The sequence below is a fragment of the Streptomyces sp. NPDC085524 genome, from assembly GCF_044541755.1.
Classification (GTDB): Bacteria; Actinomycetota; Actinomycetes; order Streptomycetales; family Streptomycetaceae; genus Streptomyces.
This window is the reverse complement of record NZ_JBITTH010000025.1, coordinates 120,794-144,222: the sequence shown is the minus strand read 5'-3', so window position 1 is coordinate 144,222 and position 23,429 is coordinate 120,794. Positions and strand designations below refer to the sequence as shown.

The window sequence follows — 23,429 nt, the reverse complement described above, 5'->3', positions numbered from 1 at the left end:
AGGCCGTCGCGAAGCGACGCGACGACGAAGGAGGAGCGCCCTTGACAGGCCGGCCCGACACGGAAGGACTATGGGACTGACGGGAAAGCCCCAAGACCTCTCTGATTCCGGCCGGCTCGGACCCCGCCACCACCCCCACTCCGCCGTGCACAACAGTTCCGGCCCGCCGTCACCCCCCGCTCGCGGTGGGTGGGCGAATGCCGCACGCGGGCGGGGGGTGCAGGGGGAGAAGTCCCGCTCGCGCGTGACCCCGTACCCCCTACCCCGCCACCACCACCGGCGTGATCGTGGTCTCCGCCGGGCCCCTTGCGTCGGCTTCGCGTTGGCGTTCCGCGCTGTCGCTGATGCGGAGGAGGAGGGCGATCATGATCCAGTTGGCCAGGAGGGACGAGCCGCCCTTAGCCAGGAAGGGGAGGGCCTTGCCGGTGAGGGGGATCAGGCCGGTGACGCCGCCCGCCACCACGAAGACCTGGAGGGCGAGCGCCGAGGCCAGGCCCACCGCCAGCAGTTTGCCGAAGGGGTCGCGGGCGCCGAGGGCCATGCGCAGGCCGCGCTGTACGAGGAGTGCGTAGAGGAGCAGGACGGCCATGACTCCGGCCAGGCCTAGCTCCTCGCCGACCGTGGTGAGGATGAAGTCGCTGCGGCCGGCGAACTTGATGAGTTCCGGGTGGCCCATGCCGAGGCCCGTGCCGGTGATGCCGCCCGTGCCGAAGCTGAAGAGGGCCTGCGCCGACTGGTCCGAGGTCACACCGGGCGGGGGCACCTCCCAGTAGTAGGACAGCGGGTTGAGCCAGGCCGCCACGCGGGCCTTCACGTGCGGTTCGGTCGAGCCCACGGCGAAGGCGCCCACGGCCGCCATGAGCAGACCGCACACGATCCAGCTCGTGCGCTCGGTGGCCACGTAGAGCATCACCACGAAGACGCCGAAGAAGATCAGCGAGGTGCCGAGATCGCGCTCGAAGACCAGGACCAGCATCGAGATGATCCACACCGTGATGATGGGGCCGAGCTGGCGCATGGGCGGCAGGCGGACGCCGAGGAACTTGCGGCCCGTCAGGGCCAGGGAGTCGCGGTGGATGACCAGGTAGCCGGCGAAGAAGACCGCGATCATGATCTTCACGAACTCGCCGGGCTGCAGCGAGAAGCCGAAGAGGATGATCCAGCGCTTGGCGCCGTAGGTGTCCGCACCGAAGAACGCCGGTGCGATCAGCAGCACCAGCGAGACGGCCATCGTGATGTAGATGAAGCGCTGGAGCAGGCGGTGGTCGCGCAGGAAGGCCAGCACGAGGAGGCAGGCGGCGACGCCCACCACCGTCCACAGCAGTTGTCCGGGCGCGTTGGCGTCCGCGTCCCAGCGCTCGATGTAGCTCTGGTCGAGGCGATGCAGGAGCACCAGCCCCAGCCCCGTGAGCAGCAGGGCGAGGGGCAGGATCAGCGGATCCGCATAGGCCGCGAACCGGCGCACGCCCAGGTGTCCCACCAGCGCCAGCAGGGTCAGGCTGAGCGTGAAGCCCGCCAGGTTGGGCGGCAGCTCGTCGTTCATGGCGAGGCCCGCGGCGGCATGGCCGAAGACCGCGATGGCGGTGACGAAGACCAGGAGCAGCGCCTCGGTGCGGCGGCGGGCGCCGGCCGAGGTCAGGGGTTTCAGCCCGCGCACGGGATGCCGCCGACGTCCTTCGGGGTGAGGGAGGGGCGTGACGGTGTGGTCGGGGTTCCGGAAGCCTTCCGTCCGATCTGGTCGGCATTGAGGTGCTTTATCTTCATGTCGTCTATGACGTTTATGTCCTCGCGGTGGTTCCTCAGCCCCCGGGGCACTCGCTGCTGTCGCCGCCGCTGCGGCACTGCCGGCTCGGCTCGGTGGCGGCCGGATCCGGCTTGGTCTCCGCCGGGTGGCCGGTCTCGTACGAGGCGCCCGCCATGATCAGCAGCAGCCCGAGGAGCGCCACGGAAGCCAGGGCGTGCACGGTGGTGGAGAACGGTGCGCGCAGCCGACGGAAGCAGAGGGCGGTCAGCGTGGAGGCGCCGCACAGGACCCCGAGGACGGTGAACGCCGGGGCGGTGAGGGGCAGGCCCTGCCATTGGCCGGCGGCGCTGTCGGTGCGTTCGAGCAGCCCGAACTCGTCGACGGTGACGTAGAAGAGGGCCACGAGCGACACCGCTCCCAGTGCCAGGGCGGTGAGGAGGGCCACGGTGAGGTCCGCTCCCCAGTGCATCGGCTTGCGTGCCGGGCGTGCCGGGCGTGCCGGGTGTGCCGGGTGTGTCGGACGGGTCGTCATGTACGGCAGTCTCGCGGGCGGTGTGCGTTGCCGTACAGGGGGCTGCGCCCGGAGCTCCCGGGGCTCCGCCCCGGACCCCGCGCCTCAAGCGCCGGCGGGGCTGGATTTGGTCGCTGCCGGCTGGCGGAAGCGGCTCAGGGCGGCCGCTGCCGTTCGGGTCGGGTAGATCAGGACCAGTGCGCCTGCGGTGGCCGGGCCGAGCCAGACCAGGGCGTTGCGCCGGACGGCCGTATCCGCCTGCGGCCCGCTGACGGTCACCGCCACCGGGCCGGCCGGCGGGGTATCGAACACGGTGTCCACCTCGACCGCCGTGAGGGTGAACGAGCCGTCGGCCGCAGTGAAGCTCCCCGTGCAGGTCAGGGCGCGCTCGCCCGCCTGGTACGGGGCCTCCCGGCACTGCTCGGCGCGGAACGTGCCCGCCACGCCGGTCAGCTGGATCGCCAGGCGCGGCGCGGCGCTCGACAGGAGGTAGACCCCGGCCGCGAGGCAGACGGTGATCGGGATCGACCGCCGCCGCCATCCCGCGTGCGGCCTGCCCGGGCCGAGTCTGGTCATGGCGCGAGCGTAGTGATCCCGAACGCGCGTACGCCCGTGTTTCCGGGGTTCAGGGGCGGGATCGCGCAACGCCGTACGGCGAGAATTGGCACTCCGCTTGACCGAGTGCTAATCGCCGGAATAGTGTCGCACCTGGCACTCGCCCCGGGTGAGTGCCAACACAGCGACAGGCAGATCCGGCACCCGCGACGACGGATCGACCTGGTCGCCACCTCAGACAGTTAACCCCGGATCTCCGAAGGGGGAGGTCGGATCGTGACGACCGCCAGCTCCAAGGTTGCCATCAAGCCGCTTGAGGACCGCATCGTGGTCCAGCCGCTCGACGCCGAGCAGACCACGGCCTCCGGCCTGGTCATCCCGGACACCGCGAAGGAGAAGCCCCAGGAGGGCGTCGTCCTCGCCGTGGGCCCGGGTCGCTTCGAGGACGGCCAGCGTCTCCCGCTGGACGTCAACGTCGGCGACATCGTGCTGTACAGCAAGTACGGCGGCACCGAAGTGAAGTACAGCGGCGAGGAGTACCTCGTCCTCTCGGCTCGCGACGTGCTCGCGATCGTCGAGAAGTAATTCGCTTCTCCAGTACTGCTTTGAGCTGCGCCCCTGGTCACCCCGCTGATTGCCGGGCGGCGAGGGGCGCAGTTCGTTAAACCCGAGTTTTCGAGAGGGCTGAACCGCTCCCATGGCGAAGATCCTGAAGTTCGACGAGGACGCCCGTCGCGCCCTCGAGCGCGGCGTCAACAAGCTTGCCGACACGGTCAAGGTGACGATCGGCCCCAAGGGCCGCAACGTCGTCATCGACAAGAAGTTCGGCGCGCCCACCATCACCAACGACGGTGTCACCATCGCTCGCGAGGTCGAGCTGGACGACCCGTACGAGAACCTGGGCGCCCAGCTCGTGAAGGAGGTGGCGACCAAGACCAACGACATCGCGGGTGACGGCACCACCACCGCCACCGTGCTGGCCCAGGCGCTGGTCCGCGAGGGTCTGCGCAACGTCGCCGCCGGCGCTTCCCCGGCCGCCCTGAAGAAGGGCATCGACGCCGCGGTCAAGGCCGTGTCCGAGGAGCTCCTCGCGACCGCCCGCCCGATCGAGGACAAGTCCGACATCGCCGCCGTGGCCGCGCTCTCCGCGCAGGACCAGCAGGTCGGCGAGCTCATCGCCGAGGCGATGGACAAGGTCGGCAAGGACGGTGTCATCACCGTCGAGGAGTCCAACACCTTCGGCCTGGAGCTGGAGTTCACCGAGGGCATGGCCTTCGACAAGGGCTACCTCTCGCCGTACATGGTCTCCGACCAGGAGCGTATGGAGGCCGTCCTCGACGACCCGTACATCCTGATCAACCAGGGCAAGATCTCGTCCATCCAGGACCTGCTGCCGCTGCTCGAGAAGGTCATCCAGGCGGGTGGCTCCAAGCCGCTGCTGATCATCGCCGAGGACGTCGAGGGCGAGGCGCTCTCCACCCTCGTCGTCAACAAGATCCGTGGCACCTTCAACGCCGTGGCCGTCAAGGCCCCCGGCTTCGGTGACCGCCGCAAGGCGATGCTCCAGGACATGGCCACCCTCACCGGTGCCACCGTCATCGCCGAAGAGGTCGGCCTCAAGCTCGACCAGGCCGGTCTGGACGTGCTGGGCTCCGCCCGCCGCGTGACCATCTCCAAGGACGACACCACCATCGTCGACGGTGCCGGCTCCTCCGACGAGGTCCTCGGCCGCGTCAACCAGATCAAGGCCGAGATCGAGTCCACCGACTCGGACTGGGACCGCGAGAAGCTGCAGGAGCGCCTGGCGAAGCTCGCCGGCGGCGTCTGCGTCATCAAGGTCGGCGCCGCCACCGAGGTGGAGCTCAAGGAGAAGAAGCACCGCCTCGAGGACGCCATCTCGGCGACCCGCGCCGCGGTCGAGGAGGGCATCGTCTCCGGCGGTGGCTCCGCGCTCGTCCACGCCGTGAAGGTGCTGGAGGACAACCTGGGCCTGTCCGGCGACGAGGGCACGGGTGTCGCGGTCGTCCGCCGCGCCGCCGTCGAGCCGCTGCGCTGGATCGCCGAGAACGCCGGTCTCGAGGGTTACGTCATCACCTCGAAGGTCGCCGAGCTCGACAAGGGCCAGGGCTTCAACGCCGCTTCCGGCGAGTACGGCGACCTGGTCAAGGCCGGCGTCATCGACCCGGTCAAGGTCACCCGCTCCGCGCTGGAGAACGCCGCTTCCATCGCCTCCCTGCTGCTCACGACCGAGACCCTGGTCGTCGAGAAGCCGGCGGAGGAAGAGGCCGAGGCCGGTCACGGCCACGGTCACGGCCACAGCCACTGAGGCTGACGGCCTGAAGGGCTGAACGCCTGAACGGACAAGGCCCCCGCCGCACGCGAGTGCGGTGGGGGCCTTTCCGTTCTCCCGGCCGGCGTGCGGTCGGGCCGTGCGCTACTCCATCACTCCCAGCTGCCGCATGAGGGACATGGCGTCGTAGTGCCACCAGCCTTCCTTGATCATGCCGTCCTCGCAGCGGAAGGTGGTGGTGCCGTCCATGGAACAGGTCTTGCCGGTGTTGGCGATGCCCATGAAGTCGGCCTTCTGGGTGCCGGTCCACGTCCACACGGTGGTGACGCAGTCGTCCTGCGCGAGCTGCGCCTTCTTCGTGAACGTGAAGTCGAAGGCGTTCCGCCAGCCCGTCACGTCCTCGCGGATCGCGTCGCGGCCGATGCTCGGCTCCGTGCCCTTCATGACGTCGTGGTCCATGTAGTCCGGGGCGAAGACCTCGTCGATCGCGCTCATGTCGCCCTTCAGCGCGATGTCGTCGAACATCCGGTTCACCATCATGGTGTTGAGGTGCTCGTCGCGGACGACGTCGAGGTTGGTGAAGGTCGGCATGCCCTCGCAGAGGGCCACCATCTCCTGGAACATCCGGTCCGTTTCCGGCAGGCCCGAGTTCTTCATGGCCTCTTCGTACGAGGGGAACTCGACCAGCTCGACGTAGTGGTTCTGGGACTCGCGGTCCTTGCCCATCATGCTGTGGGTCACCGTGCGCTTGCCCTGGCTCTGCGCGACGTACTTGTCGAGGAGGGCGTTCAGGGCCTCGGGCTGCTTGGTCTCGTAGTCGACTATCTGTACGAATCTGGTCATGGTGTCTCCCGGGCTCGATGGGGCACATCCAGTCTAGGAAGAATTCACCCTTTCGGCCCGGTTTGTCACTGGGGTCCGTACTTCCGTCCCGTACGCGAGGACACCCCGCCCAGCAGCCCGCGCGGGGTCAGCTTCACCACGCCCATCAGTGCCTTGTAGCGGGGGTCCGGGATCGAGACGGTCTTGCCGCGCGCCAGGTCGGCCAGGGCTGCGGCCACCAGCTTGTCGGCGTCGAGCCACATCCAGCCGGGGATGTTGTCGGTGCCCATGCCGGCCCGCTGGTGGAACTCGGTACGGACGAATCCCGGGCACAGCGCCATCAGCCGCACCCCGGAGCCCGCCAGGTCCTTCGCCGCCCCCTGGGTGAACTGCACGACCCACGCCTTGCTGGCCCCGTACGTGCCGCGCGGCACGAAGGCGGCGACCGAGGCCACGTTGATCACGCCGCCGCGGCCGCGCGAGCGCATCGATTCGGCGGCTGCCGACGTCAGCCGCAGGACGGCCTCGATGTGCACCTTCAGCATCGTCAGCTCGTCGGCCATGGTGACCTCGAGGTAGCGGCCCTTGTTGCCGAAGCCCGCGTTGTTGACCAGGAGGTCCACGGGGTGCGTGCGGTCGGCCAGCCGCTCCTCGACGGCCGCGATGCCCTCCTCCGTGGAGAGGTCGGCGGTCAGCACCTCGGCCTCGATGCCGTGCCGGTCGTGGAGCTCGGTGGCCTGCTCGCCGAGCCGCTTGGTGTCGCGTGCCACCAGCACCAGGTTGTGCCCCTGGGCCGCGAGCCGCCTGGCGAAGGCGGCGCCGATGCCCGCCGTGGATCCCGTAATCAACGCAGTCGTCATAGGCGCAACCTAGCGGCCCCCGGTGACGGCTCTACTGCGCCCCGTTCGACGACCCGTACTTCTCGATGTACTCGTGCACGTCCGCGTGGGCCTCCGGCTCCATCGCGGCGCCCGCCGCCAGGGTGCGCGGCATCAGGCTCCGCTCGGTGGTGAAGGCCCGGAACCAGAGCGAGACCGTCACGTCGTGGTCGGGGCGGTGGATGATCTCGACCGGGTCGCCGGGGGAGACGTGCCCCTCCTCGATCACGCGCAGGTACGCGCCCGGCCGCATCCCCTGGGTGAACCGCCTGACCCAGGCGCGCTCGCCGAGCGCTCCCTGGAAGGTCCGGCACGGGATGCGGGCCGAGGCCACTTCGACCACGAGGTCCGGGCCGACCCGCCAGCGGTCGCCGAGCCGCGCGCCGTTCAGGTCGATGCCGGAGGTCGTGAAGTTCTCGCCGAAGATCCCGCCGGGCAGCTCGCGGCCCAGTTCGGCCTCCCACCAGTCCAGGTCCTCGCGGGCGTACGCGTACACGGCCTGGTGGTCGCCGCCGTGGTGGCGCCGGTCGCAGACGGCGTCACCTTCGAGGCCGCTCCCGTGGCCGGTGGCCTTCGAGCCGGGGGCGAAGACGCGGACCGGCCCGGGGACCGGGCGCTTGCCGTGGCCCGTCACCCCGCCTTCCGCGTCGGTGTAGTCGACGGCCGTCGCGCGGCCGAGGTTCACGGAGGCGAGATGCATGGGTCCCATGGGGGTCACGCTAGCCGGATCGCCCCAAAGCGTCACGGGAGTATTCGCGCAGTGATCAAAGCAGGGCTTATGCTCGAAGGGTGATAGAGGCACGTCATCTCCGGGTCCTGCGCGCCGTCGCCGGGACCGGTTCCTTCTCCGCCGCCGCCCGCGAGCTGGGCTGCACCCAACCGGCCGTGTCCCAGCAGATGAAAGCGCTGGAGCAGTCCGCCGGCACGCCGCTGCTCATCCGCACCGGCCGCGAGATGCGGCTGACCCAGGCCGGTGAGGCCCTGGTCCGGCACGCCGCGGGGATCCTGGCCGGGCTGACGGCGGCCGAGGAGGAGGTCGCGGCCATCGCCGGGCTGCGCGCGGGGAGGGTCCGCCTCGTCTCCTTCCCCAGCGGCAGCTCGACCCTGGTGCCGACCGCGCTCGCCGCGATGCGCGCCGAGCATCCGGGCACCCGCATCTCGCTGGTAGAGGCCGAGCCGCCGCGCTCGGTGGAGATGCTGCGCGAGGGCGACTGCGACCTGGCGCTGGCGTTCCGGTACGGCGGTTCGGCCGGGTCGGCCGCCGAGTGGGAGGACCTGGTGGTGCGGCCGCTGCTGACGGACCGGCTCGTCGGCCTGGTCCCCGAGGGGCACCGGCTGGCCGGAGCGGACCGGGTGGGCATGGCGGAGCTGGCCGACGAGCCCTGGATCGCGGGCTGCCCGCGCTGCCGCCGCCATCTGGTGGAGGTGTGCGAGGGCGCGGGCTTCACCCCCCGCATCGACTTCGCCACCGACGACTACCCGGCGGTGGTCGGACTGGTCGGCGCCGGGCTGGGCGTCGCGGTGCTGCCGGAGCTCGCGGTGGAGTCCGTACGGGCCAAGGGAGTGAGCACCCTGGCCGTGGAACCGGCCGTGGAGCGGGAGGTCGTGGCGCTGACCCTGCCCGACCTGGCCAGGGTGCCGGCCGTGGCCGCGACCCTGGCCGAGCTGGAACGGGCCGCCGCGCGCTGACCGTGGGGGGCGCGCCGACCCTGCCCGCGCGCCGTACGCATGCACGCGCGCGCCGACCGTTCGCGCCTGCCGCACGCACGCGCCGGCCGTACGCACACGGGTTCGTGCGCACGGCCGAACGCGTGACGTGCGGGCCGGAGTCCCGGCACGCCCGGGCGCGGGCGGCGGTTCGGAGGGATTCGGGATTCGAGGGTCGGGGATCGGAGGTGAAACGTTCCTTCAGGCGTTTCGTCTCGTGTTCCGTCAGTGCGGCGTGATCGGTGCGATCGCACTCGACGCGGGGATCAGGCGGTGCCTGGCGCGTCCCATCAGTTCCTCGCGTTCGTCCTCGGTGAGGCCGCCCCACACGCCGTAGGGCTCGCGGACGGCGAGTGCGTGCGCGGCGCATTCCGAACGCACCGGGCATCTCATGCAGACCTCTTTAGCCGAGGCCTCGCGCGCGCTCCTCGCCGCGCCCCGCTCGCCTTCCGGGTGGAAGAAGAGGGAGCTGTCGACCCCGCGGCAGGCGGCGAGCAGCTGCCAGTCCCAGAGGTCGGCGTTCGGTCCTGGGAGGCGGGAGAAATCTGCCATTGGTAGTCCTCTTGGTGCCGGTACTGAGGCGGATACGGGCCATGTCTCCAAGGGTCTCCACACCTACTGTCGGAGTAGATGTAAATATGACTCATTGGGAATCTAGCCTCAGACATGTGCCAAACGGAAGGAAAGCCGCCAAATAGGGCATAGCTCCAGATGGAGGACAGATGACTTGTGGCGCCCGTGTCGTGATCGGTTCCTCACGTAGAGTGCCGAAGGTGTCCGTCCGACCCGTAACTCTTTCGAGTGACCATCGTTGAGAGTGCGAAGGCGGTTGAACCAAGAAGTTCGCGGACAGGTGTCCGAGAGCATCGACCGCACAGGTGACGATACGTACCAGCCTGGAGGCTCAAGGTGACGCGCATCAGCAGCTGCGGAGGGCGGTCATGACTTCCGTCCTCGTCTGCGACGACTCCCCGCTTGCCCGAGAGGCGCTCCGTCGCGCGGTTGCCACCGTGCCCGGCGTCGAGCGTGTGACGACGGCTGCCAACGGCGAGGAAGTCCTCCGCCGCTGGGGCGCCGACCGCTCCGACCTGATCCTGATGGATGTCCGGATGCCCGGGCTCGGCGGTGTGGAGACGGTCCGCCGTCTCCTCTCGGCCGACCCCGGCGCCCGCATCATCATGCTGACGGTCGCCGAGGACCTGGACGGCGTGGCCCTCGCGGTCGCCGCCGGGGCCCGCGGCTACCTGCACAAGGACGCCTCGCGCGCCGAGCTGCGGGCCACGGTCACCCAGGCGCTCGCCGACCCGACCTGGCGACTGGCCCCGCGCCGGCTCCGCTCGGCCGAGATGGGCGCCGCGCCCACGCTCACCGCGCGTGAGATCCAGGTGCTGGAGGGCATGAGCCACGGCCGGTCCAACGCGGAGATCGGGCGCGAGCTCTTCCTCTCCGAGGACACGGTCAAGACCCACGCCCGCCGGCTCTTCAAGAAGCTCGGCGCCTCGGACCGTGCGCACGCCGTCGCGCTCGGTTTCCGCTGGGGCCTCGTGCGCTGACTCCGCCCGGCGACGGTGAGCCCCGCCGTACCCGGTGCGCACCCGGGGGTTGGCGGGGCACAATCCGGGGGACGTGTCGCTTCGTGCGCGATGCCGCATCCTTGAGGGTGTGCCGCATTCTTGGAAATGTGGGGTCCCCGTCCTCGGGGACCATTCGGCCGAGCGGGAGGGGAGGGCGCAAGCATGAGTTCAGGCGCACCCGCTCATAACGCTTCGACGCATGAAACGGGCCGCGGTGCCGCGGATCCGCCGGCGCCAAGGCACCATGGATTGATGCGTGAAGACGAGGCCCCGGGGTCACCCGCGGCCACAGGCCCCACCGGCGCCGCCAAGGGCGGCAGCGCCGGGGCCGTCAGCGCGCTCGTGCGCCGGGCCGTGGAGGGCGACGAGCAGGCCACTCACGATCTGCTCGCCTTCGTGCACCCCCTTGCCATCCGCTACTGCCGCACCCGCCTCTCCCGCCTCCCCGGTGACGCCCGTCACTTCGTCGAGGACCTGGCGCAAGAGGTCTGCGTCGCCGTCCTGATGGCCCTGCCGCGCTACCGGGACACCGGGCGGCCCTTCGAGGCGTTCGTCTTCGCCATCGCCGCGCACAAGGTCGCCGACCTGCAGCGGGCCGCCATGCGGCATCCGGGCAGTACGGCCGTCCCGTCCGACGAGATGCCCGAGCGCCCCGACGACTCGCTGGGGCCGGAGGAGCGGGCGCTGCTGAGCAGTGACGCCGCCTGGGCCAAGAAGCTGCTGGCGAACCTGCCGGAGAACCAGCGCGAGCTGCTCGTACTGCGCGTCGCCGTCGGGCTGACCGCGGAGGAGACCGGGCAGATGCTCGGGATGTCCCCCGGCGCGGTGCGGGTGGCCCAGCACCGGGCGCTCAGCCGGCTCCGCGCGCTCGCAGAGCAGTAGATCGCGCCGCGAAACTTGTAGCAATATACGAAAATGGCCGTCGATCTTCATCGTGGAATGAGACGCGGCGCGATCCCGTTAGCATGGACATCCGCGCTGAGCAAGACCATTTGGGAAGGTGTCATGACCGCCGACGGAGTGCCCGACAAATTCGCCACGCTCGGACTGACCTACGACGACGTGCTGCTGCTGCCGGGCGCGTCGGACATGGCGCCCGATGCGATCGACACCTCTTCCCTCATCTCGCGCAACGTGCGGGTGAACGTTCCGCTGCTGTCCGCGGCCATGGACAAGGTCACCGAGTCCCGCATGGCCATCGCGATGGCCCGCCAGGGCGGCGTCGGTGTCCTGCACCGCAACCTCTCCATCGCCGACCAGGCCAACCAGGTCGACCTGGTCAAGCGCTCCGAGTCCGGCATGGTCACCGACCCCATCACGGTGCACCCGGACGCGACGCTCCGCGAGGCCGACGAGCTCTGCGCGAAGTTCCGCATCTCCGGCGTCCCGGTGACCGACCCCGCGGGCAAGCTGCTCGGCATCGTCACCAACCGCGACATGGCCTTCGAGTCGGACCGCAGCCGCCAGGTGCGCGAGGTCATGACCCCGATGCCCCTGGTCACGGGCAAGGTCGGCATCTCCGGCGTGGATGCCATGGAGCTGCTGCGCCGCCACAAGATCGAGAAGCTGCCGCTGGTCGACGAGGCGGGCGTCCTCAAGGGCCTCATCACGGTCAAGGACTTCGTCAAGGCCGAGAAGTACCCGAACGCCGCCAAGGACAAGGACGGCCGGCTGCTCGTCGGTGCCGCGGTCGGCGTGGCCGGCGACGCCTACGAGCGCGCCCAGGCCCTGATCGAGGCGGGCGCCGACTTCATCGTCGTCGACACCGCCCACGGCCACTCCCGCCTGGTCGGGGACATGGTCGCCAAGATCAAGTCGAACTCCTCCGTCGACGTCATCGGCGGCAACGTCGCCACCCGCGACGGCGCCCAGGCGCTCATCGACGCCGGCTGCGACGGCATCAAGGTCGGCGTCGGCCCCGGCTCCATCTGCACCACCCGCGTCGTCGCCGGCATCGGCGTCCCGCAGGTCACCGCGATCTACGAGGCCTCGCTGGCCGCCAAGGCCGCGGGCGTCCCGGTCATCGGCGACGGCGGCCTGCAGTACTCCGGCGACATCGCGAAGGCCCTGGTCGCGGGCGCCGACACGGTGATGCTCGGCTCGCTGCTCGCGGGCTGCGAGGAGTCCCCGGGCGAGCTGCTCTTCATCAACGGCAAGCAGTTCAAGTCGTACCGCGGCATGGGCTCGCTCGGCGCGATGCAGTCCCGCGGTGAGCAGCGTTCCTTCTCCAAGGACCGCTACTTCCAGGAGAACGTGGGCGGCGACGACAAGCTCATCCCCGAGGGCATCGAGGGCCAGGTCCCCTACCGCGGCCCGCTCTCCGCGGTCGTGCACCAGCTCGTCGGCGGCCTGCGCCAGTCGATGTTCTACGTCGGCGGCCGCACCGTCCCCGAGCTGCAGGACCGGGGCCGCTTCGTCCGGATCACCTCGGCGGGCCTCAAGGAGAGCCACCCGCACGACATCCAGATGACGGTCGAGGCTCCCAACTACAGCCGCAAGGGCTGATCACGACACCGCCGAAGGGGCGGGCCCGTCCGGGCCCGCCCCTTCGGCGTGCCCGCGCGTACGTCCGTACAGCGGTCACCGGAACGCAGGTCCCCGGGGTTCGGGGATACTGGACGGGCAGACCCAGAGGAAAGGCCACCACACGTGACTGAGATCGAGATCGGGCGCGGCAAGCGCGGCCGCAGGGCGTACGCGTTCGACGACATCGCCATCGTCCCGAGCCGGCGTACCCGGGACCCGAAAGAGGTCTCGATCGCCTGGCAGATCGACGCGTACCGCTTCGAGCTCCCCTTCCTGGCCGCCCCCATGGACTCGGTCGTCTCCCCGCAGACCGCGATCCGCATCGGCGAGCTCGGCGGCCTCGGTGTGCTGAACCTCGAAGGCCTGTGGACCCGGTACGAGGACCCGCAGCCGCTGCTCGACGAGATCGCGGAGCTGGACGAGGCGACGGCGACCCGCCGCCTCCAGGAGATCTACTCCGCCCCGATCCAGGCCGACCTGATCCGCGCGCGGATCAAGGAGGTGCGCGACTCGGGCGTCGTCACCGCCGCCGCGCTCTCCCCGCAGCGCACCGCCGAGTTCTCCAAGGCCGTCGTCGACGCGGGCGTGGACATCTTCGTCATCCGCGGCACCACGGTGTCGGCCGAGCACGTCTCCGGCGCCGCCGAGCCGCTCAACCTGAAGCAGTTCATCTACGAGCTGGACGTCCCGGTCATCGTGGGCGGCTGCGCCACCTACACGGCGGCCCTGCACCTGATGCGCACCGGCGCCGCGGGCGTGCTGGTCGGCTTCGGCGGCGGCGCCGCGCACACCACGCGCAACGTCCTCGGCATCCAGGTCCCGATGGCGACCGCCGTCGCGGACGTGGCCGCGGCCCGCCGCGACTACATGGACGAGTCCGGCGGCCGCTACGTGCACGTCATCGCCGACGGCGGCGTGGGCTGGTCGGGCGACATCCCGAAGGCCGTCGCCTGCGGCGCCGACGCCGTGATGATGGGCTCCCCGCTGGCCCGCGCCACCGACGCGCCCGGCAAGGGCAACCACTGGGGCATGGAGGCCGTCCACGAGGACGTGCCGCGCGGCAAGAAGGTCGACCTCGGCACGGTCGGCACCACCGAGGAGATCCTCACCGGCCCGTCGCACACCCCGGACGGCTCGATGAACATCTTCGGCGCGCTGCGCCGCTCGATGGCCACCACCGGCTACAGCGAGCTCAAGGAGTTCCAGCGGGTCGAGGTCACGGTCGCGGACTCGCAGCACAGCCGCTGATCCGTTCCCGGACACACGTCAGGCCCGGCCCGCATCCGCGGGGCCGGGCCTGACGGCGTTTCCGGGGCCGGGCCTGATCAGGCGGCCGTCTTGCGGGCGGTCTGGAAGGCCAGGACCGCACCGATGGCGAAGAACAGGAAGGACATCGGGTCGAGGTCCTCCTTCCAGGACGCCTGGACCAGGTCGAAGCCGTTCGTGAGGAGGTCCATCACGCTGGAGTTGAGGACGTCCGCGCCGATGATGGCGGTACCGAGCAGCTGGCCCGCGACGACCGCGCCGATGGCGAGGACCGCGCTGACCACCGGGAGGACCGGGTTGCTGCCGCCGAGCTTGCCGGCGGCGAAACCGACGATGATGCCCACGCCGACGGCGGCGTAGCCGATCTCGTGCTTGGTGGAGCCGATGATGGCGCCGTAGATCGCGGCCGCGACCAGGGCCGCGACGACCGCGGCGGCGATGCCGAGGCCGATGTTGCCCGTGCGGGCCGGGGCCGGGGCGGGGGCCTCGGTGAAGGAGTCGGGCGCGGGCGGCTGGAAGTTCTGGCTCATGCGGAGATCCCCCCCAGGGAATCGTGGGCACACGTGTCCTGGGGGACGTATGTGCGAGATAAAGAAGTGACGCCGCAGGCTAGCAGTCGCTTACGACATCCGTGAGGGGGATTTTCCGGGCACTTACAGCCGGTGCGCGGCGCCCGCCGGGCTGGCTCCGCGGGTGTCCAGGAGCAACTGGGCCTTCACCGCGAGGCCTTGCAGGTCGTAGGTGCGGTGGTGCTGGAGCAGGATCGTGAGGTCGGCGTTGGCGGCGGCCTCGTACAACGATTCGGCGCGCGGCACCGGCTGGTCCCGTACCCGCCAGCCCGCGATGTACGGGTCGTGGTAGCTGATCAGCGCGCCCAGGTCGAGGAGGCGGCTGGCGATCTCGCGCGCCGGGGAGCCCTCCTGGTCGGCGAGGTCGGGCTTGTAGGTGACGCCCAGGAGCAGGACGCGGGCGCCGCGTGCGGACTTTCCGTGCTCGTTCAGCAGGGTGGCGGAGCGCTGGATGACGTACTGCGGCATCCGGTTGTTGATCTCCTGCGCCAGGCCGACCATGCGCAGCGGGTGGCCCGGGGTGCGGGTGGTGTGGGGGAGGTAGTTGGGGTCGAGGGGGACGCCGTGGCCGCCGACGCCGGGGCCGGGGCGGAAAGCCTGGAATCCGTACGGCTTGGTCTCGGCGCAGCGGATGACGTCCCACAGGTCGACGCCGAGGTCGTGGCAGAGGACCGCCATCTCGTTCATGAGGGCGATGTTGACGTGCCGGTAGTTCGTTTCGAGGAGCTGTACGGTCTCGGCCTCGCGCAGGCCGCGGGCGCGGACCACCTTCTCGCTGAGGCGGGCGTAGAAGGCGTGCGCGGACTCGGTGCAGGCGGGGGTGAGGCCGCCGATCACCTTCGGGGTGTTGGCGATGCCGTGGGTGCGGTTGCCGGGATCGAGCCGGCTGGGGGAGTAGGCCAGGTGGAAGTCGCGGCCGGCCCGGAGTCCGGAGCCCTCTTCGAGGATGGGGCGCAGGTACTCCTCGGTGACGCCCGGGTGGACGGCGGATTCGAGGATGACCGTGGTGTGCGGGCGCAGGCGGGCGGCGAGCGCGCGGCCCGCCTCGCCGACGGCCGAGAGGTCGAGGGCGCGGTCGGCGCCGAGGTGGGTGGGGGCGCAGATGACGGCGGTGCGGACCCGGCCGAGCTCGGCGGGGTTGGTGGTGACCCGGAATCCCGCTGCCGACATGCGGCGGATCTCGGCGGCTGTGAGGGTGGAGTCCGTGACCGGACCGCTGTCGTAGCCGACCGTCTCGATCCCGGCGGCCACGGCCGCCTGGGCGAGGGGGAGGCCGAGATGGCCGAGTCCGATGACGGCGAGGTCTGCGGGCATGGGGGTGCCGTCCCTTCCCTGACACGAGGGGGATGTGCGCTGGGGCCCCGTGGACGGATAGGCCACGCAGGGAGCTGGCGCAATGTCAGACTAGGCGTATATATGACAGATATGTCGCATTCCAGGGTGAAGGCCACCGTTGTGTTGTCCACAGGCAGTGGCTGATGTGGGTGCGGCCGGTCAGAATCGTGAAAACGGGGATGTGAGCGGGATCACCCGCACCACGCGGGCACGTCCGTACGACGCGGGAACACCCGCACCAACGGGAGGCAGCCGTGAGGACAGCGACACTCGGACCGGCGCAGCGCGCCGAGGCCCTCGCCCGGATGGCCGAACGGGAACTGGACGTCCTGGTCGTGGGCGCGGGCGTGGTCGGCGCCGGCACCGCGCTCGACGCCGTGACCCGGGGCCTGTCGACCGGCCTGGTGGAGGCGCGCGACTGGGCCTCCGGCACCTCCAGCCGGTCCAGCAAGCTGATCCACGGCGGCCTGAGATACCTGGAGATGCTCGACTTCGCCCTCGTGCGCGAGGCCCTGAAGGAGCGCGGCCTGCTGCTGGGGCGCCTCGCCCCGCACCTGGTGAAGCCGGTGCCGTTCCTGTACCCGCTGCAGCACAAGGGCTGGGAGCGCTTCTACGCGGGCTCGGGCGTCGCGCTGTACGACGCCATGTCCGTCTCCAGCGGCCACGGACGCGGCCTGCCCGTCCACCGGCACCTCTCGCGCAGGCGCGCCCTGCGGGTGGCGCCGGCGCTGCGCAAGGACGCGCTGGTGGGGGCCCTGCAGTACTACGACGCCCAGATGGACGACGCGCGGTACGTCGCCACGCTGGTGCGCACGGCCGCGGCGTACGGGGCGCACTGCGCCAACCGGGCGAGGGTGGTCGGCTTCCTGCGCGAGGGCGAACGGGTGGTCGGGGCGACGGTCCGCGACGTCGAGGGCGGCGGTGAGTACGAGATCCGCGCGAAGCAGGTGGTCAATGCGACGGGGGTGTGGACGGACGACACCCAGGCGCTGATCGGGGAGCGCGGACAGTTCCACGTGCGGGCGTCCAAGGGCATCCACCTGGTGGTCCCGAAGGACCGGATCCACTCCAGCAGCGGGCTGATCCTGCGGACCGAGAAGTCGGTGCTGTTCGTCATCCCGTGGGGACGGCACTGGATCATCGGGACCACGGACACCGACTGGGACCTCGACAAGGCGCATCCGGCGGCGTCGAGCGCCGACATCGACTACCTGCTCGAGCACGTGAACTCGGTGCTCGCGGTGCCGCTCACGCGGGACGACGTCCAGGGTGTGTACGCGGGCCTGCGGCCGCTGCTGGCGGGCGAGTCGGACGCGACGAGCAAGCTCTCCCGCGAGCACACGGTGGCGCACCCGGTGCCGGGGCTGGTGGTCGTCGCGGGCGGCAAGTACACGACGTACCGGGTCATGGCCAAGGACGCCGTCGACGAGGCCGTGCACGGGCTGGACCAGCGGGTCGCGGAATGCGTGACGGAGGACGTGCCGCTGGTGGGGGCCGAGGGCTACCACGCCCTGTGGAACGCGCGGGCGAGGATCGCGGGGCGGGCCGGACTCCATGTGGTGCGGGTGGAGCACCTGTTGAACCGTTTCGGGTCGCTGACGGAGGAACTGCTCGACCTGATCGCCGCCGACCCGGGACTGGCCCAGCCGGTCACCGGGGCGGAGGACTACCTGCGGGCCGAGATCGTGTACGCGGCCTCGCACGAGGGGGCGCGGCACCTGGACGACGTACTGACGCGGCGGACGCGGATCTCGATCGAGACCTTCGACCGCGGGACGGGGTCGGCGCGGGAGTGCGCGGAGTTGATGGCGCCGGTGTTGGGCTGGGACAAGCAGCAGATCGAGAAGGAAGTGGAGCACTACGAGAAGAGGGTCCAGGCGGAGCGGGAATCGCAGCGCCAGCCGGATGACCAGACGGCAGATGCGGCAAGGCTCGGTGCGCCCGACATCGTTCCGTTGTAAGTCCGCGATGCGGAAGGGGGAACCGCGGACCCGGGGCGCCCGTCAGTTGCGGAGTGAGGAACAATGAGGTTTCTGCCGGGGCGGGTTATAGCGGGCCCCGGCGGCTGCCGGGGCAGCCGGGGCAGGCTGCAGGAACGCAGAGGGGACGCATGTCGAAGCCGGAGAACACCGAGTCGCCTGCCGTTGGGCCTGCGGCGAAGTCCGAGGGTGCGTCTTCGGCCACGGCCGGGTCCGCTGCGGATGCGCAGCCCGTTGTGGCCGAGCCTGCCGTTGCGCCCGTGGCGGAGCCCGAGGACGCGGAGCCGGTTGCGGCTGCGCCCGCTGATGGTGGGAAGGCGGCCGTGAAGGCGAGCTCGAGCAAGGGCGCGCCCGTGGCGGAGCCGGAGGACGCGGAGCCGGTTGCGGCTGCTCCCAGGGCTGTTGATGGTGGGAAGGCGGCCGCGAAGGCGAGCTCGAGCAAGGGCGCGCCTGTGGATGCCGTGCCTGCGGATACCGCGCCTGCGGATGCAGAGGCGGATGATGCCGGCAAGGGTGCGGCAGAGCCGGAGGACGCCAAGCCGGTTGCTGCTGCGGCTGCTGACGGTGGGAAGGGTGCCGCCAAGCCGAACCTGAGCAAGGCTGCGGCGCAGGCCGATGGGGCGAAGCCGGCTTCCGGGAAGGCCCCGGCCGCGGCCCCGGCTGCGGGCGCTGAAACGGTCAATCCCGTCGTCGAGAAGGCCGATGCCGTGGCGGCGGCCGTCAAGGCGGCGGCTGCCAAGGCCGCTGCGGACGGGGGCACCGAAGGGCGGCTGCTGGCCGGGCGCTACCGGCTCGGAGCCGTGCTCGGCAAGGGCGGCATGGGTACCGTCTGGCGGGCCCAGGACGAGACCCTGGGCCGTACCGTCGCCGTCAAGGAGCTCCGCTTCAGCACCGGCGTCGACGAGGACGAGAAGCGCCGCCTCATCACCCGTACCCTGCGCGAGGCCAAGGCCATTGCCCGGATCCGGAGCGGCGGCGCCGTCACCGTCTACGACGTCGTCGACGAGGACGAGCGGCCGTGGATCGTCATGGAGCTCATCGAGGGACCCTCGCTCGCCGAGTTCGTCCGGGAGAACGGCACGCTGACCCCGCGCCGCGCCGCCGAGGTCGGCCTCGCCGTGCTCGACGTGCTGCGCGCCGCCCACGGCCAGGGGATCCTGCACCGGGACGTCAAGCCGTCCAACGTGCTCATCGCCGCCAACGGCCGGGTCGTCCTGACCGACTTCGGCATCGCGCAGGTGGAGGGCGACCCCTCCGTCACCTCCACCGGCATGCTCGTCGGAGCCCCCTCGTACATCTCCCCGGAGCGCGCCCGCGGTCAGAAGCCCGGCCCGCCCGCCGACATGTGGTCGCTCGGCGGCCTGCTGTACGCCTCCGTCGAGGGCGTGCCCCCGTACGACAAGGGCTCCGCCCTCGCCACCCTCACCGCCGTGATGACCGAGCCGGTCGAGCCGCCCAAGAACGCGGGCCCGCTGGCCGACGTCATCTACGGCCTGCTCGTCAAGGACCCCGCGCGGCGCCTCGACGACGACGGTGCCCGGGCCATGCTCACCGCCGTCGTGAACGCACCGGAGCCCGTCGCACCCCCGGTCGTGGCACCGAACGCGGAGGAGACCCGGCAGATATCGCTGGTCGACGCCAAGGAGGCCGCGGACAAGGCCGCTGCCGAAAAGGCGGAGAAGGCGGCCGAGAAGGCGGCGAAGAAGGAACGCGACCGGCGGGAGCGCGAGCAGCGCGAACGCGCCCGCGCCGCACTGAAGTCGGCCCGCAAGGAAGCCGCGGCAGCTGCGGCAGCCGCAGCTGCCGCGGCGGCCGTGCCCACCGCCTCGGCGGCCGAGGCCCCGGCCTCCGGCAAGCCCTCGCCCGTCGCCGCCCCGCTCACCGACGTCATGCCGCGGCGCACGATCGCGATGGCGGTGGCCGCCGTACTGGTGGTGCTCGCCGCGGTCGGTTCGCTGATCGCCTACGTGGTCGGCGGCGACGACGAGGACGGCAAGAAGGAGCAGGGCAAGAACGGCGGCAAGCCCACGCCGGTCGCCTCCGGCAACGTGACCCCGGGCGGCCAGGGCGGGACCACGCAGAACACCCCGCCGGCCGCCTCGCCGAACACGCCCCAGAACTCGCCGTCCTCCTCCGCGAACACCGGCGCGGGCGACCCCGGCACCACCAGCACCAGCCAGGGGCAGGGCGCCGCACCGGGCGGTGCGGGCGGCGGACTGCCGTCCGGGTTCGCCACGGTGACGGACCCCGGGTTCCACTTCTCCATGGCCATGCCCCAGGGCTTCCACCAGACGGGCATAGCCGGCAAGAACTCCGGCGCCATATACAGCCGTGACGGCGGTTTCCCGCGCATCCAGGTCGACTACAACGACAGCCCCGGCAGCGACGCGCGCAAGGCCTGGATGGAGCTGGAGCGGGCCGTGGCCGGCAGCAGCTCGGGCTACCGGCTGATCGGGATCAACCCGGTGAACTACCGGAACTATCCGACCGTCGCGGACTGGGAGTTCGAGCGGGTGCAGGACGGCATCAAGGTCCGCGTGCTCAACCGCGGTTTCAAGATGGACGCGACGCACGGCTACGCGATCATGATCAGCTGCCCGGCCGACCAGTGGGACGGCGCGGAGTGCACGCAGATGCGCAACGTGGCGTTCGAGACCTTCCAGCCGCTCGGCTGACCCCGGGACGCGGGCGGCCCCGGCGACGTATCGTGTCAGCGGGGCCACGGGGGACCCGGCGCACTCGGGGGAGGCGATGTGGAGGAGTACGCGGGCCGGATCCTGGCCCACCGTTACCGCCTGCCGCTGCCGCCGGACGACTACGCCGACTACGAACTCGTCGAGACCCGCGCCTTCGACACGCGCAGCGGGCAGGAAGTCCTCGTGCGGCAGGTCCCGTTGCCGGAGGTCGTGGACGCCGAGCTGATGGACGGGCCGCGGCCGCAGACCCTCCCCGCGGGGGAACTGCCGGCCGTGCGGCGCGCGATCGAGGCGGCGCAGGCCGCGGCCGCGATCCCGGACCACCCCCGGCTGGACCAGGTCTTCGACGTGTTCGCGGAAGACGGCTCGCTGTGGATAGTGAGCGAACTGGTTCCGGCCCGGCCGCTGGCCTCGCTGATCGCGGACGAACCGCTGAGCCCGTACCGGGCGGCGGAGGTGGCGTCGGACGTACTGACCGCGCTGCGGGTGCTGCACGCGCACGGGTGGACGCACCGGAACATCACCGTTCGGACGGTGCTGGTCTGCGAGGACGGCCGCGTGGTCCTGACGGGCCTGGCCGCGGGTGCCGCGGAGGAAGCACTGTGCGGGTACGACCCGGTCCCGCGGGACCCGGGTGCGGTCGCCTCCGGCGGTGAGGCGTGGGGCGCCGGGCCGGGCGGCGGGGGTCCGGACGCGGATGCGGGCGTGGGCGCGGGTGTTGGTGCCGGTGACGGTGTTCCGGGCCTCGGGCCCGCTGTTCTCGGCTCCGAGCCGTGGAGCGGGTCCTCCGGCGACGACGCGTGGGCCGCGGAACCTGGCGGTGGCTACGGCGGGAGTCCGGTCGCCCCCGGCGATGCGTACGGTCAGGGGTCCGGGGCGGTCGGGGGACAACCCGGCCACGGCGCAGGTGCCGGGGACCAGGCGTACGGCGCCGGGCCGGAGGTGAGCCCGCACGCGGAGCAGCCGTCGCCCGAGACGCAGGCGCGGTACGCGCCGTTGGTGGCGCCCGGATACGACACGGGGCCGCGCTACACGGACCACATCACCCCCGGGCGTGCCGAGGAGCGGCCCGACCTCCAGGCCGCGGCGCGGGCCGGAGCCATCGCCGCGTACCGGGCCGGGTCGCGGGCGGCCGCCGCCCGCGTCACCGAGCAGCGCAAGGCGGAAGCGGAGGCGGCAGGGGCCGCCGCGGCCGAGCCGGAGCCGAGGCGCGAGGGGTCGAACCTCCCGGAGGGGTACTCGTACCCGTACGGCGGCCCGCAGTCGGGCGCCACCGCCCCCTGGCACGGCGCCACGCCCCGCCGCCAGGCCCTCCCCCCGGCCGGGACACCACCGCAGGCCGAAGCGCCACGACCGGAGCTCCCCGCCCAGCCCACCGGACCGCACCCCGGGACGCCCGCCCTGTCCGCCGGCCAGCAGCCCGGGCTGCCCGCGCAGCTCGCCCTGCCGCAGGGGTACCGGCAGGCCGAGACCCCTGCTCCCGCACAGCCGTTGCCCGCGGGCGGCGTCGCGCCGCAGGGCGGGTCGGCCGGCCCCGGGTACACGCAGCCACAGCCGCAGCCCGGGTACGGGCGGCCGCAGCCGCAGCCGCAGCCGCAGCCGCAGGCCCCGGCGGGTGACGGCCGGGTGCCCGCTCGGCAGGCCGCGCCGGGAGGCCCTCCCCCCGGGTACGCGCAGCCGCAGGCGGGCCGGCCGCAGGCGGGCCGGCCGCGGAGTGGGCTGGATGCCGAGCGGGCTCGCCAGACGCGGATGGCCGTCGTCGGAGCGGTGACCGAGCGCTGGGCTCCCGAGCAGGCCCGCAGCGTGTCCGGGCCGTGGCAGCTGGCGGCCCCCGTCGGCCCCGCCACCGACCTCTGGGCGCTCGGCGCGCTGCTGTTCCGCGCCGTGCAGGGCCACGCCCCCTACCCGGAGGAGAGCGCGGCCGAACTCGTCGAGCTGGTCTGCGCCGAGCCGCCCGCCTTCGCGGAGGAGTGCGGCGCGCTGCGCCCGATCGTGGAGTCGCTGCTGCGCCAGGACCCGACCGAGCGGCCCGACTTCGAGGAGCTGCGCGGCTGGCTGCGTTCGCTCGTCCGGTCGGCGCCCGAGCCGGAGTCGGGCGCCGGTCCGGCCATGCTTCCGATGGCGGAGCCGGATCCCGCGCGCCTGCCCGTCGTACGCCGCCGCGGCGAACTCCACGGCCGGCACCGGAATCCGGCCAACACGCGCACCCGCAAGCCCCGCTCCCTCGGCCGGACCCTGCTCCTCGGGATCCTCGTCCTGCTCGCCGGCGGGGTGGCGTACGCGATGCTGTTCATGCCCCGCGCGGCGGACGGCGAGGGGCAGCCCGATGCCGCGCCGACATCCCCGAAGCAGCAGCAGAGCCGGGCTCCTTCCCACGTGCCCACCGGGACCCCCGAGTCCAAGCCCGCGGCCCAGACGACCGCGCCGCCGCAGAGCGCCCCGCCCGGCTACACCACCCAGCAGGACCCCGAGCACTTCGAGATCGCCGTCCCGGAGGGCTGGGAGCGCCGCAGCGTCAACGAGGCCGGTCAGGTGCGGTACGTCAGCGGGCAGTTCGTGCTGACCGTCGTGCCCGGCCGGGACAAGGTGGAGGGCAATCCCGACCCGGCGGCCTACCAGAAGGACAAGGAGCAGGAGCTGACCCCGTACCGCACCTCCACCTGGTCCTCCGTCGGCGACGTGAAGACGACGAAGGTCGGCCAGCAGCTCCAGGCCACCGGCCGCTACACGTGGATCGACGGCACCGGCCGCAACGTCTTCGCGCGCAACTTCGTCGTCGCGCTCGCCGGCAGCTATCACGTCGTCATGGTCACGGGACCGGAGGACGAGCAGGGCAAGGTCACCGAGGTCTTCGAGAAGGCCACGGCGAGTTACAAGTCCGGTGGCTGAGACCGTACTGACGACGGATCAGTACGGCGATTGCGTCACAGTGCCGCCTTTACGGCCCCGTGCGGTTCCGGCAGCACCCGTGGGCTCC

General features: G+C 71.6%; 19 protein-coding genes. 10 read left to right on the top strand and 9 right to left on the bottom strand.

Translation table 11 applies throughout. The features are described 5' to 3' along the window. Positions 1-259: 259 nt before the first annotated feature. The 3 genes from ACIGFK_RS31960 to ACIGFK_RS31950 all read right to left on the bottom strand — a co-directional run bounded on the left by ACIGFK_RS31960 (position 260) and on the right by ACIGFK_RS31950 (position 2,831). On the bottom strand, positions 260-1,657 hold the full coding sequence (locus tag ACIGFK_RS31960; protein WP_376662451.1) for an FtsW/RodA/SpoVE family cell cycle protein: 1,398 nt from the start codon (positions 1,655-1,657) through the stop codon (positions 260-262). Positions 1,658-1,799: 142 nt separating this feature from the next. Then, the gene (locus tag ACIGFK_RS31955) at positions 1,800-2,276 is read right to left on the bottom strand and encodes a DUF6234 family protein (RefSeq protein ID WP_376662452.1); all 477 of its coding nucleotides are present in this window, start codon (positions 2,274-2,276) and stop codon (positions 1,800-1,802) included. An 84-nt stretch (positions 2,277-2,360) separates the two neighbouring features. Then, positions 2,361-2,831, bottom strand: a complete 471-nt coding sequence (locus ACIGFK_RS31950; protein ID WP_376661594.1) for a hypothetical protein — start codon at positions 2,829-2,831, stop codon at positions 2,361-2,363. A gap of 255 nt (positions 2,832-3,086) precedes the next feature. Between ACIGFK_RS31950 and groES the strand changes: the two genes are divergently transcribed. Then, the gene (gene groES, locus ACIGFK_RS31945; protein WP_007265952.1) at positions 3,087-3,395 is read left to right on the top strand and encodes a co-chaperone GroES; all 309 of its coding nucleotides are present in this window, start codon (positions 3,087-3,089) and stop codon (positions 3,393-3,395) included. A 112-nt stretch (positions 3,396-3,507) separates the two neighbouring features. Beyond that, positions 3,508-5,136 (top strand): chaperonin GroEL, encoded by a 1,629-nt coding sequence (gene groL, locus ACIGFK_RS31940; protein ID WP_376661595.1) that lies wholly within the window; start codon positions 3,508-3,510, stop codon positions 5,134-5,136. Positions 5,137-5,244: 108 nt separating this feature from the next. Here the strand turns inward: groL and ACIGFK_RS31935 are convergent, their stop codons facing one another. The 3 genes from ACIGFK_RS31935 to ACIGFK_RS31925 form a co-directional block, all read right to left on the bottom strand. Further along, positions 5,245-5,943, bottom strand: a complete 699-nt coding sequence (locus tag ACIGFK_RS31935) for an ester cyclase (RefSeq protein WP_376661596.1) — start codon at positions 5,941-5,943, stop codon at positions 5,245-5,247. A 65-nt stretch (positions 5,944-6,008) separates the two neighbouring features. Then, a complete protein-coding gene (locus ACIGFK_RS31930) occupies positions 6,009-6,782 on the bottom strand; it encodes an SDR family NAD(P)-dependent oxidoreductase (RefSeq protein WP_400054594.1) in 774 nt (257 codons plus the stop codon). Between the two features lie 31 nt (positions 6,783-6,813). After that, entirely contained in the window at positions 6,814-7,500 is a 687-nt protein-coding gene (locus ACIGFK_RS31925; protein WP_376661602.1) for an MOSC domain-containing protein, read from the bottom strand. Positions 7,501-7,589: 89 nt separating this feature from the next. Here ACIGFK_RS31925 and ACIGFK_RS31920 point away from each other — a divergent pair, with 89 nt between their 5' ends. Continuing rightward, on the top strand, positions 7,590-8,489 hold the full coding sequence (locus ACIGFK_RS31920) for a LysR family transcriptional regulator (protein WP_376661598.1): 900 nt from the start codon (positions 7,590-7,592) through the stop codon (positions 8,487-8,489). 243 nt (positions 8,490-8,732) lie between these two features. Here ACIGFK_RS31920 and ACIGFK_RS31915 read toward each other — a convergent pair whose 3' ends face one another. Beyond that, the gene (locus tag ACIGFK_RS31915) at positions 8,733-9,059 is read right to left on the bottom strand and encodes a WhiB family transcriptional regulator (RefSeq protein ID WP_376661599.1); all 327 of its coding nucleotides are present in this window, start codon (positions 9,057-9,059) and stop codon (positions 8,733-8,735) included. A gap of 389 nt (positions 9,060-9,448) precedes the next feature. On the opposite strand from ACIGFK_RS31915, the gene ACIGFK_RS31910 reads away from it, so the two are divergent. From ACIGFK_RS31910 to ACIGFK_RS31895, 4 genes are all read left to right on the top strand, one after another. After that, positions 9,449-10,060 carry a response regulator transcription factor gene (locus tag ACIGFK_RS31910; RefSeq protein ID WP_003948568.1) on the top strand — a complete coding sequence of 204 codons (612 nt, stop codon included), beginning with the start codon at positions 9,449-9,451 and terminating at the stop codon, positions 10,058-10,060. A 273-nt stretch (positions 10,061-10,333) separates the two neighbouring features. Further along, the gene (locus ACIGFK_RS31905) at positions 10,334-10,963 is read left to right on the top strand and encodes a sigma-70 family RNA polymerase sigma factor (RefSeq protein WP_376661600.1); all 630 of its coding nucleotides are present in this window, start codon (positions 10,334-10,336) and stop codon (positions 10,961-10,963) included. Positions 10,964-11,086: 123 nt separating this feature from the next. Continuing rightward, positions 11,087-12,586 carry an IMP dehydrogenase gene (gene guaB, locus ACIGFK_RS31900; protein ID WP_376661601.1) on the top strand — a complete coding sequence of 500 codons (1,500 nt, stop codon included), beginning with the start codon at positions 11,087-11,089 and terminating at the stop codon, positions 12,584-12,586. A 144-nt stretch (positions 12,587-12,730) separates the two neighbouring features. Then, entirely contained in the window at positions 12,731-13,855 is a 1,125-nt protein-coding gene (locus tag ACIGFK_RS31895; protein WP_376660791.1) for a GuaB3 family IMP dehydrogenase-related protein, read from the top strand. Between the two features lie 77 nt (positions 13,856-13,932). Here ACIGFK_RS31895 and ACIGFK_RS31890 read toward each other — a convergent pair whose 3' ends face one another. Together ACIGFK_RS31890 and ACIGFK_RS31885 are read right to left on the bottom strand one after the other, a co-directional pair. Further along, positions 13,933-14,403 carry a hypothetical protein gene (locus tag ACIGFK_RS31890; RefSeq protein WP_376660792.1) on the bottom strand — a complete coding sequence of 157 codons (471 nt, stop codon included), beginning with the start codon at positions 14,401-14,403 and terminating at the stop codon, positions 13,933-13,935. 123 nt (positions 14,404-14,526) lie between these two features. Beyond that, entirely contained in the window at positions 14,527-15,756 is a 1,230-nt protein-coding gene (locus ACIGFK_RS31885) for a nucleotide sugar dehydrogenase (RefSeq protein WP_386467387.1), read from the bottom strand. Between the two features lie 275 nt (positions 15,757-16,031). Here ACIGFK_RS31885 and ACIGFK_RS31880 point away from each other — a divergent pair, with 275 nt between their 5' ends. From ACIGFK_RS31880 to ACIGFK_RS31870, 3 genes are all read left to right on the top strand, one after another. Next, entirely contained in the window at positions 16,032-17,738 is a 1,707-nt protein-coding gene (locus ACIGFK_RS31880; protein ID WP_376660794.1) for a glycerol-3-phosphate dehydrogenase/oxidase, read from the top strand. 725 nt (positions 17,739-18,463) lie between these two features. Next, a complete protein-coding gene (locus ACIGFK_RS31875; RefSeq protein WP_400054601.1) occupies positions 18,464-20,431 on the top strand; it encodes a serine/threonine-protein kinase in 1,968 nt (655 codons plus the stop codon). Between the two features lie 78 nt (positions 20,432-20,509). Next, positions 20,510-23,341, top strand: coding sequence for a protein kinase (locus ACIGFK_RS31870; RefSeq protein ID WP_400054590.1), 2,832 nt, complete (start codon positions 20,510-20,512; stop codon positions 23,339-23,341). Positions 23,342-23,429: the final 88 nt, after the last annotated feature.

What these genes read in the sequence shown, in the direction of transcription:
- ACIGFK_RS31955 (WP_376662452.1), bottom strand. Translation starts at nt 2,276, where the DNA reads ATGACGACCCGTCCGACACACCCGGCACACCCGGCACGCCCGGCACGC.
- ACIGFK_RS31950 (WP_376661594.1), bottom strand. Translation starts at nt 2,831, where the DNA reads ATGACCAGACTCGGCCCGGGCAGGCCGCACGCGGGATGGCGGCGGCGG.
- groL (WP_376661595.1), top strand. Translation starts at nt 3,508, where the DNA reads ATGGCGAAGATCCTGAAGTTCGACGAGGACGCCCGTCGCGCCCTCGAG.
- ACIGFK_RS31935 (WP_376661596.1), bottom strand. Translation starts at nt 5,943, where the DNA reads ATGACCAGATTCGTACAGATAGTCGACTACGAGACCAAGCAGCCCGAG.
- ACIGFK_RS31930 (WP_400054594.1), bottom strand. Translation starts at nt 6,782, where the DNA reads ATGACGACTGCGTTGATTACGGGATCCACGGCGGGCATCGGCGCCGCC.
- ACIGFK_RS31925 (WP_376661602.1), bottom strand. Translation starts at nt 7,500, where the DNA reads ATGCATCTCGCCTCCGTGAACCTCGGCCGCGCGACGGCCGTCGACTAC.
- ACIGFK_RS31915 (WP_376661599.1), bottom strand. Translation starts at nt 9,059, where the DNA reads ATGGCAGATTTCTCCCGCCTCCCAGGACCGAACGCCGACCTCTGGGAC.
- ACIGFK_RS31910 (WP_003948568.1), top strand. Translation starts at nt 9,449, where the DNA reads ATGACTTCCGTCCTCGTCTGCGACGACTCCCCGCTTGCCCGAGAGGCG.
- ACIGFK_RS31905 (WP_376661600.1), top strand. Translation starts at nt 10,334, where the DNA reads ATGCGTGAAGACGAGGCCCCGGGGTCACCCGCGGCCACAGGCCCCACC.
- guaB (WP_376661601.1), top strand. Translation starts at nt 11,087, where the DNA reads ATGACCGCCGACGGAGTGCCCGACAAATTCGCCACGCTCGGACTGACC.
- ACIGFK_RS31890 (WP_376660792.1), bottom strand. Translation starts at nt 14,403, where the DNA reads ATGAGCCAGAACTTCCAGCCGCCCGCGCCCGACTCCTTCACCGAGGCC.
- ACIGFK_RS31885 (WP_386467387.1), bottom strand. Translation starts at nt 15,756, where the DNA reads ATGCCCGCAGACCTCGCCGTCATCGGACTCGGCCATCTCGGCCTCCCC.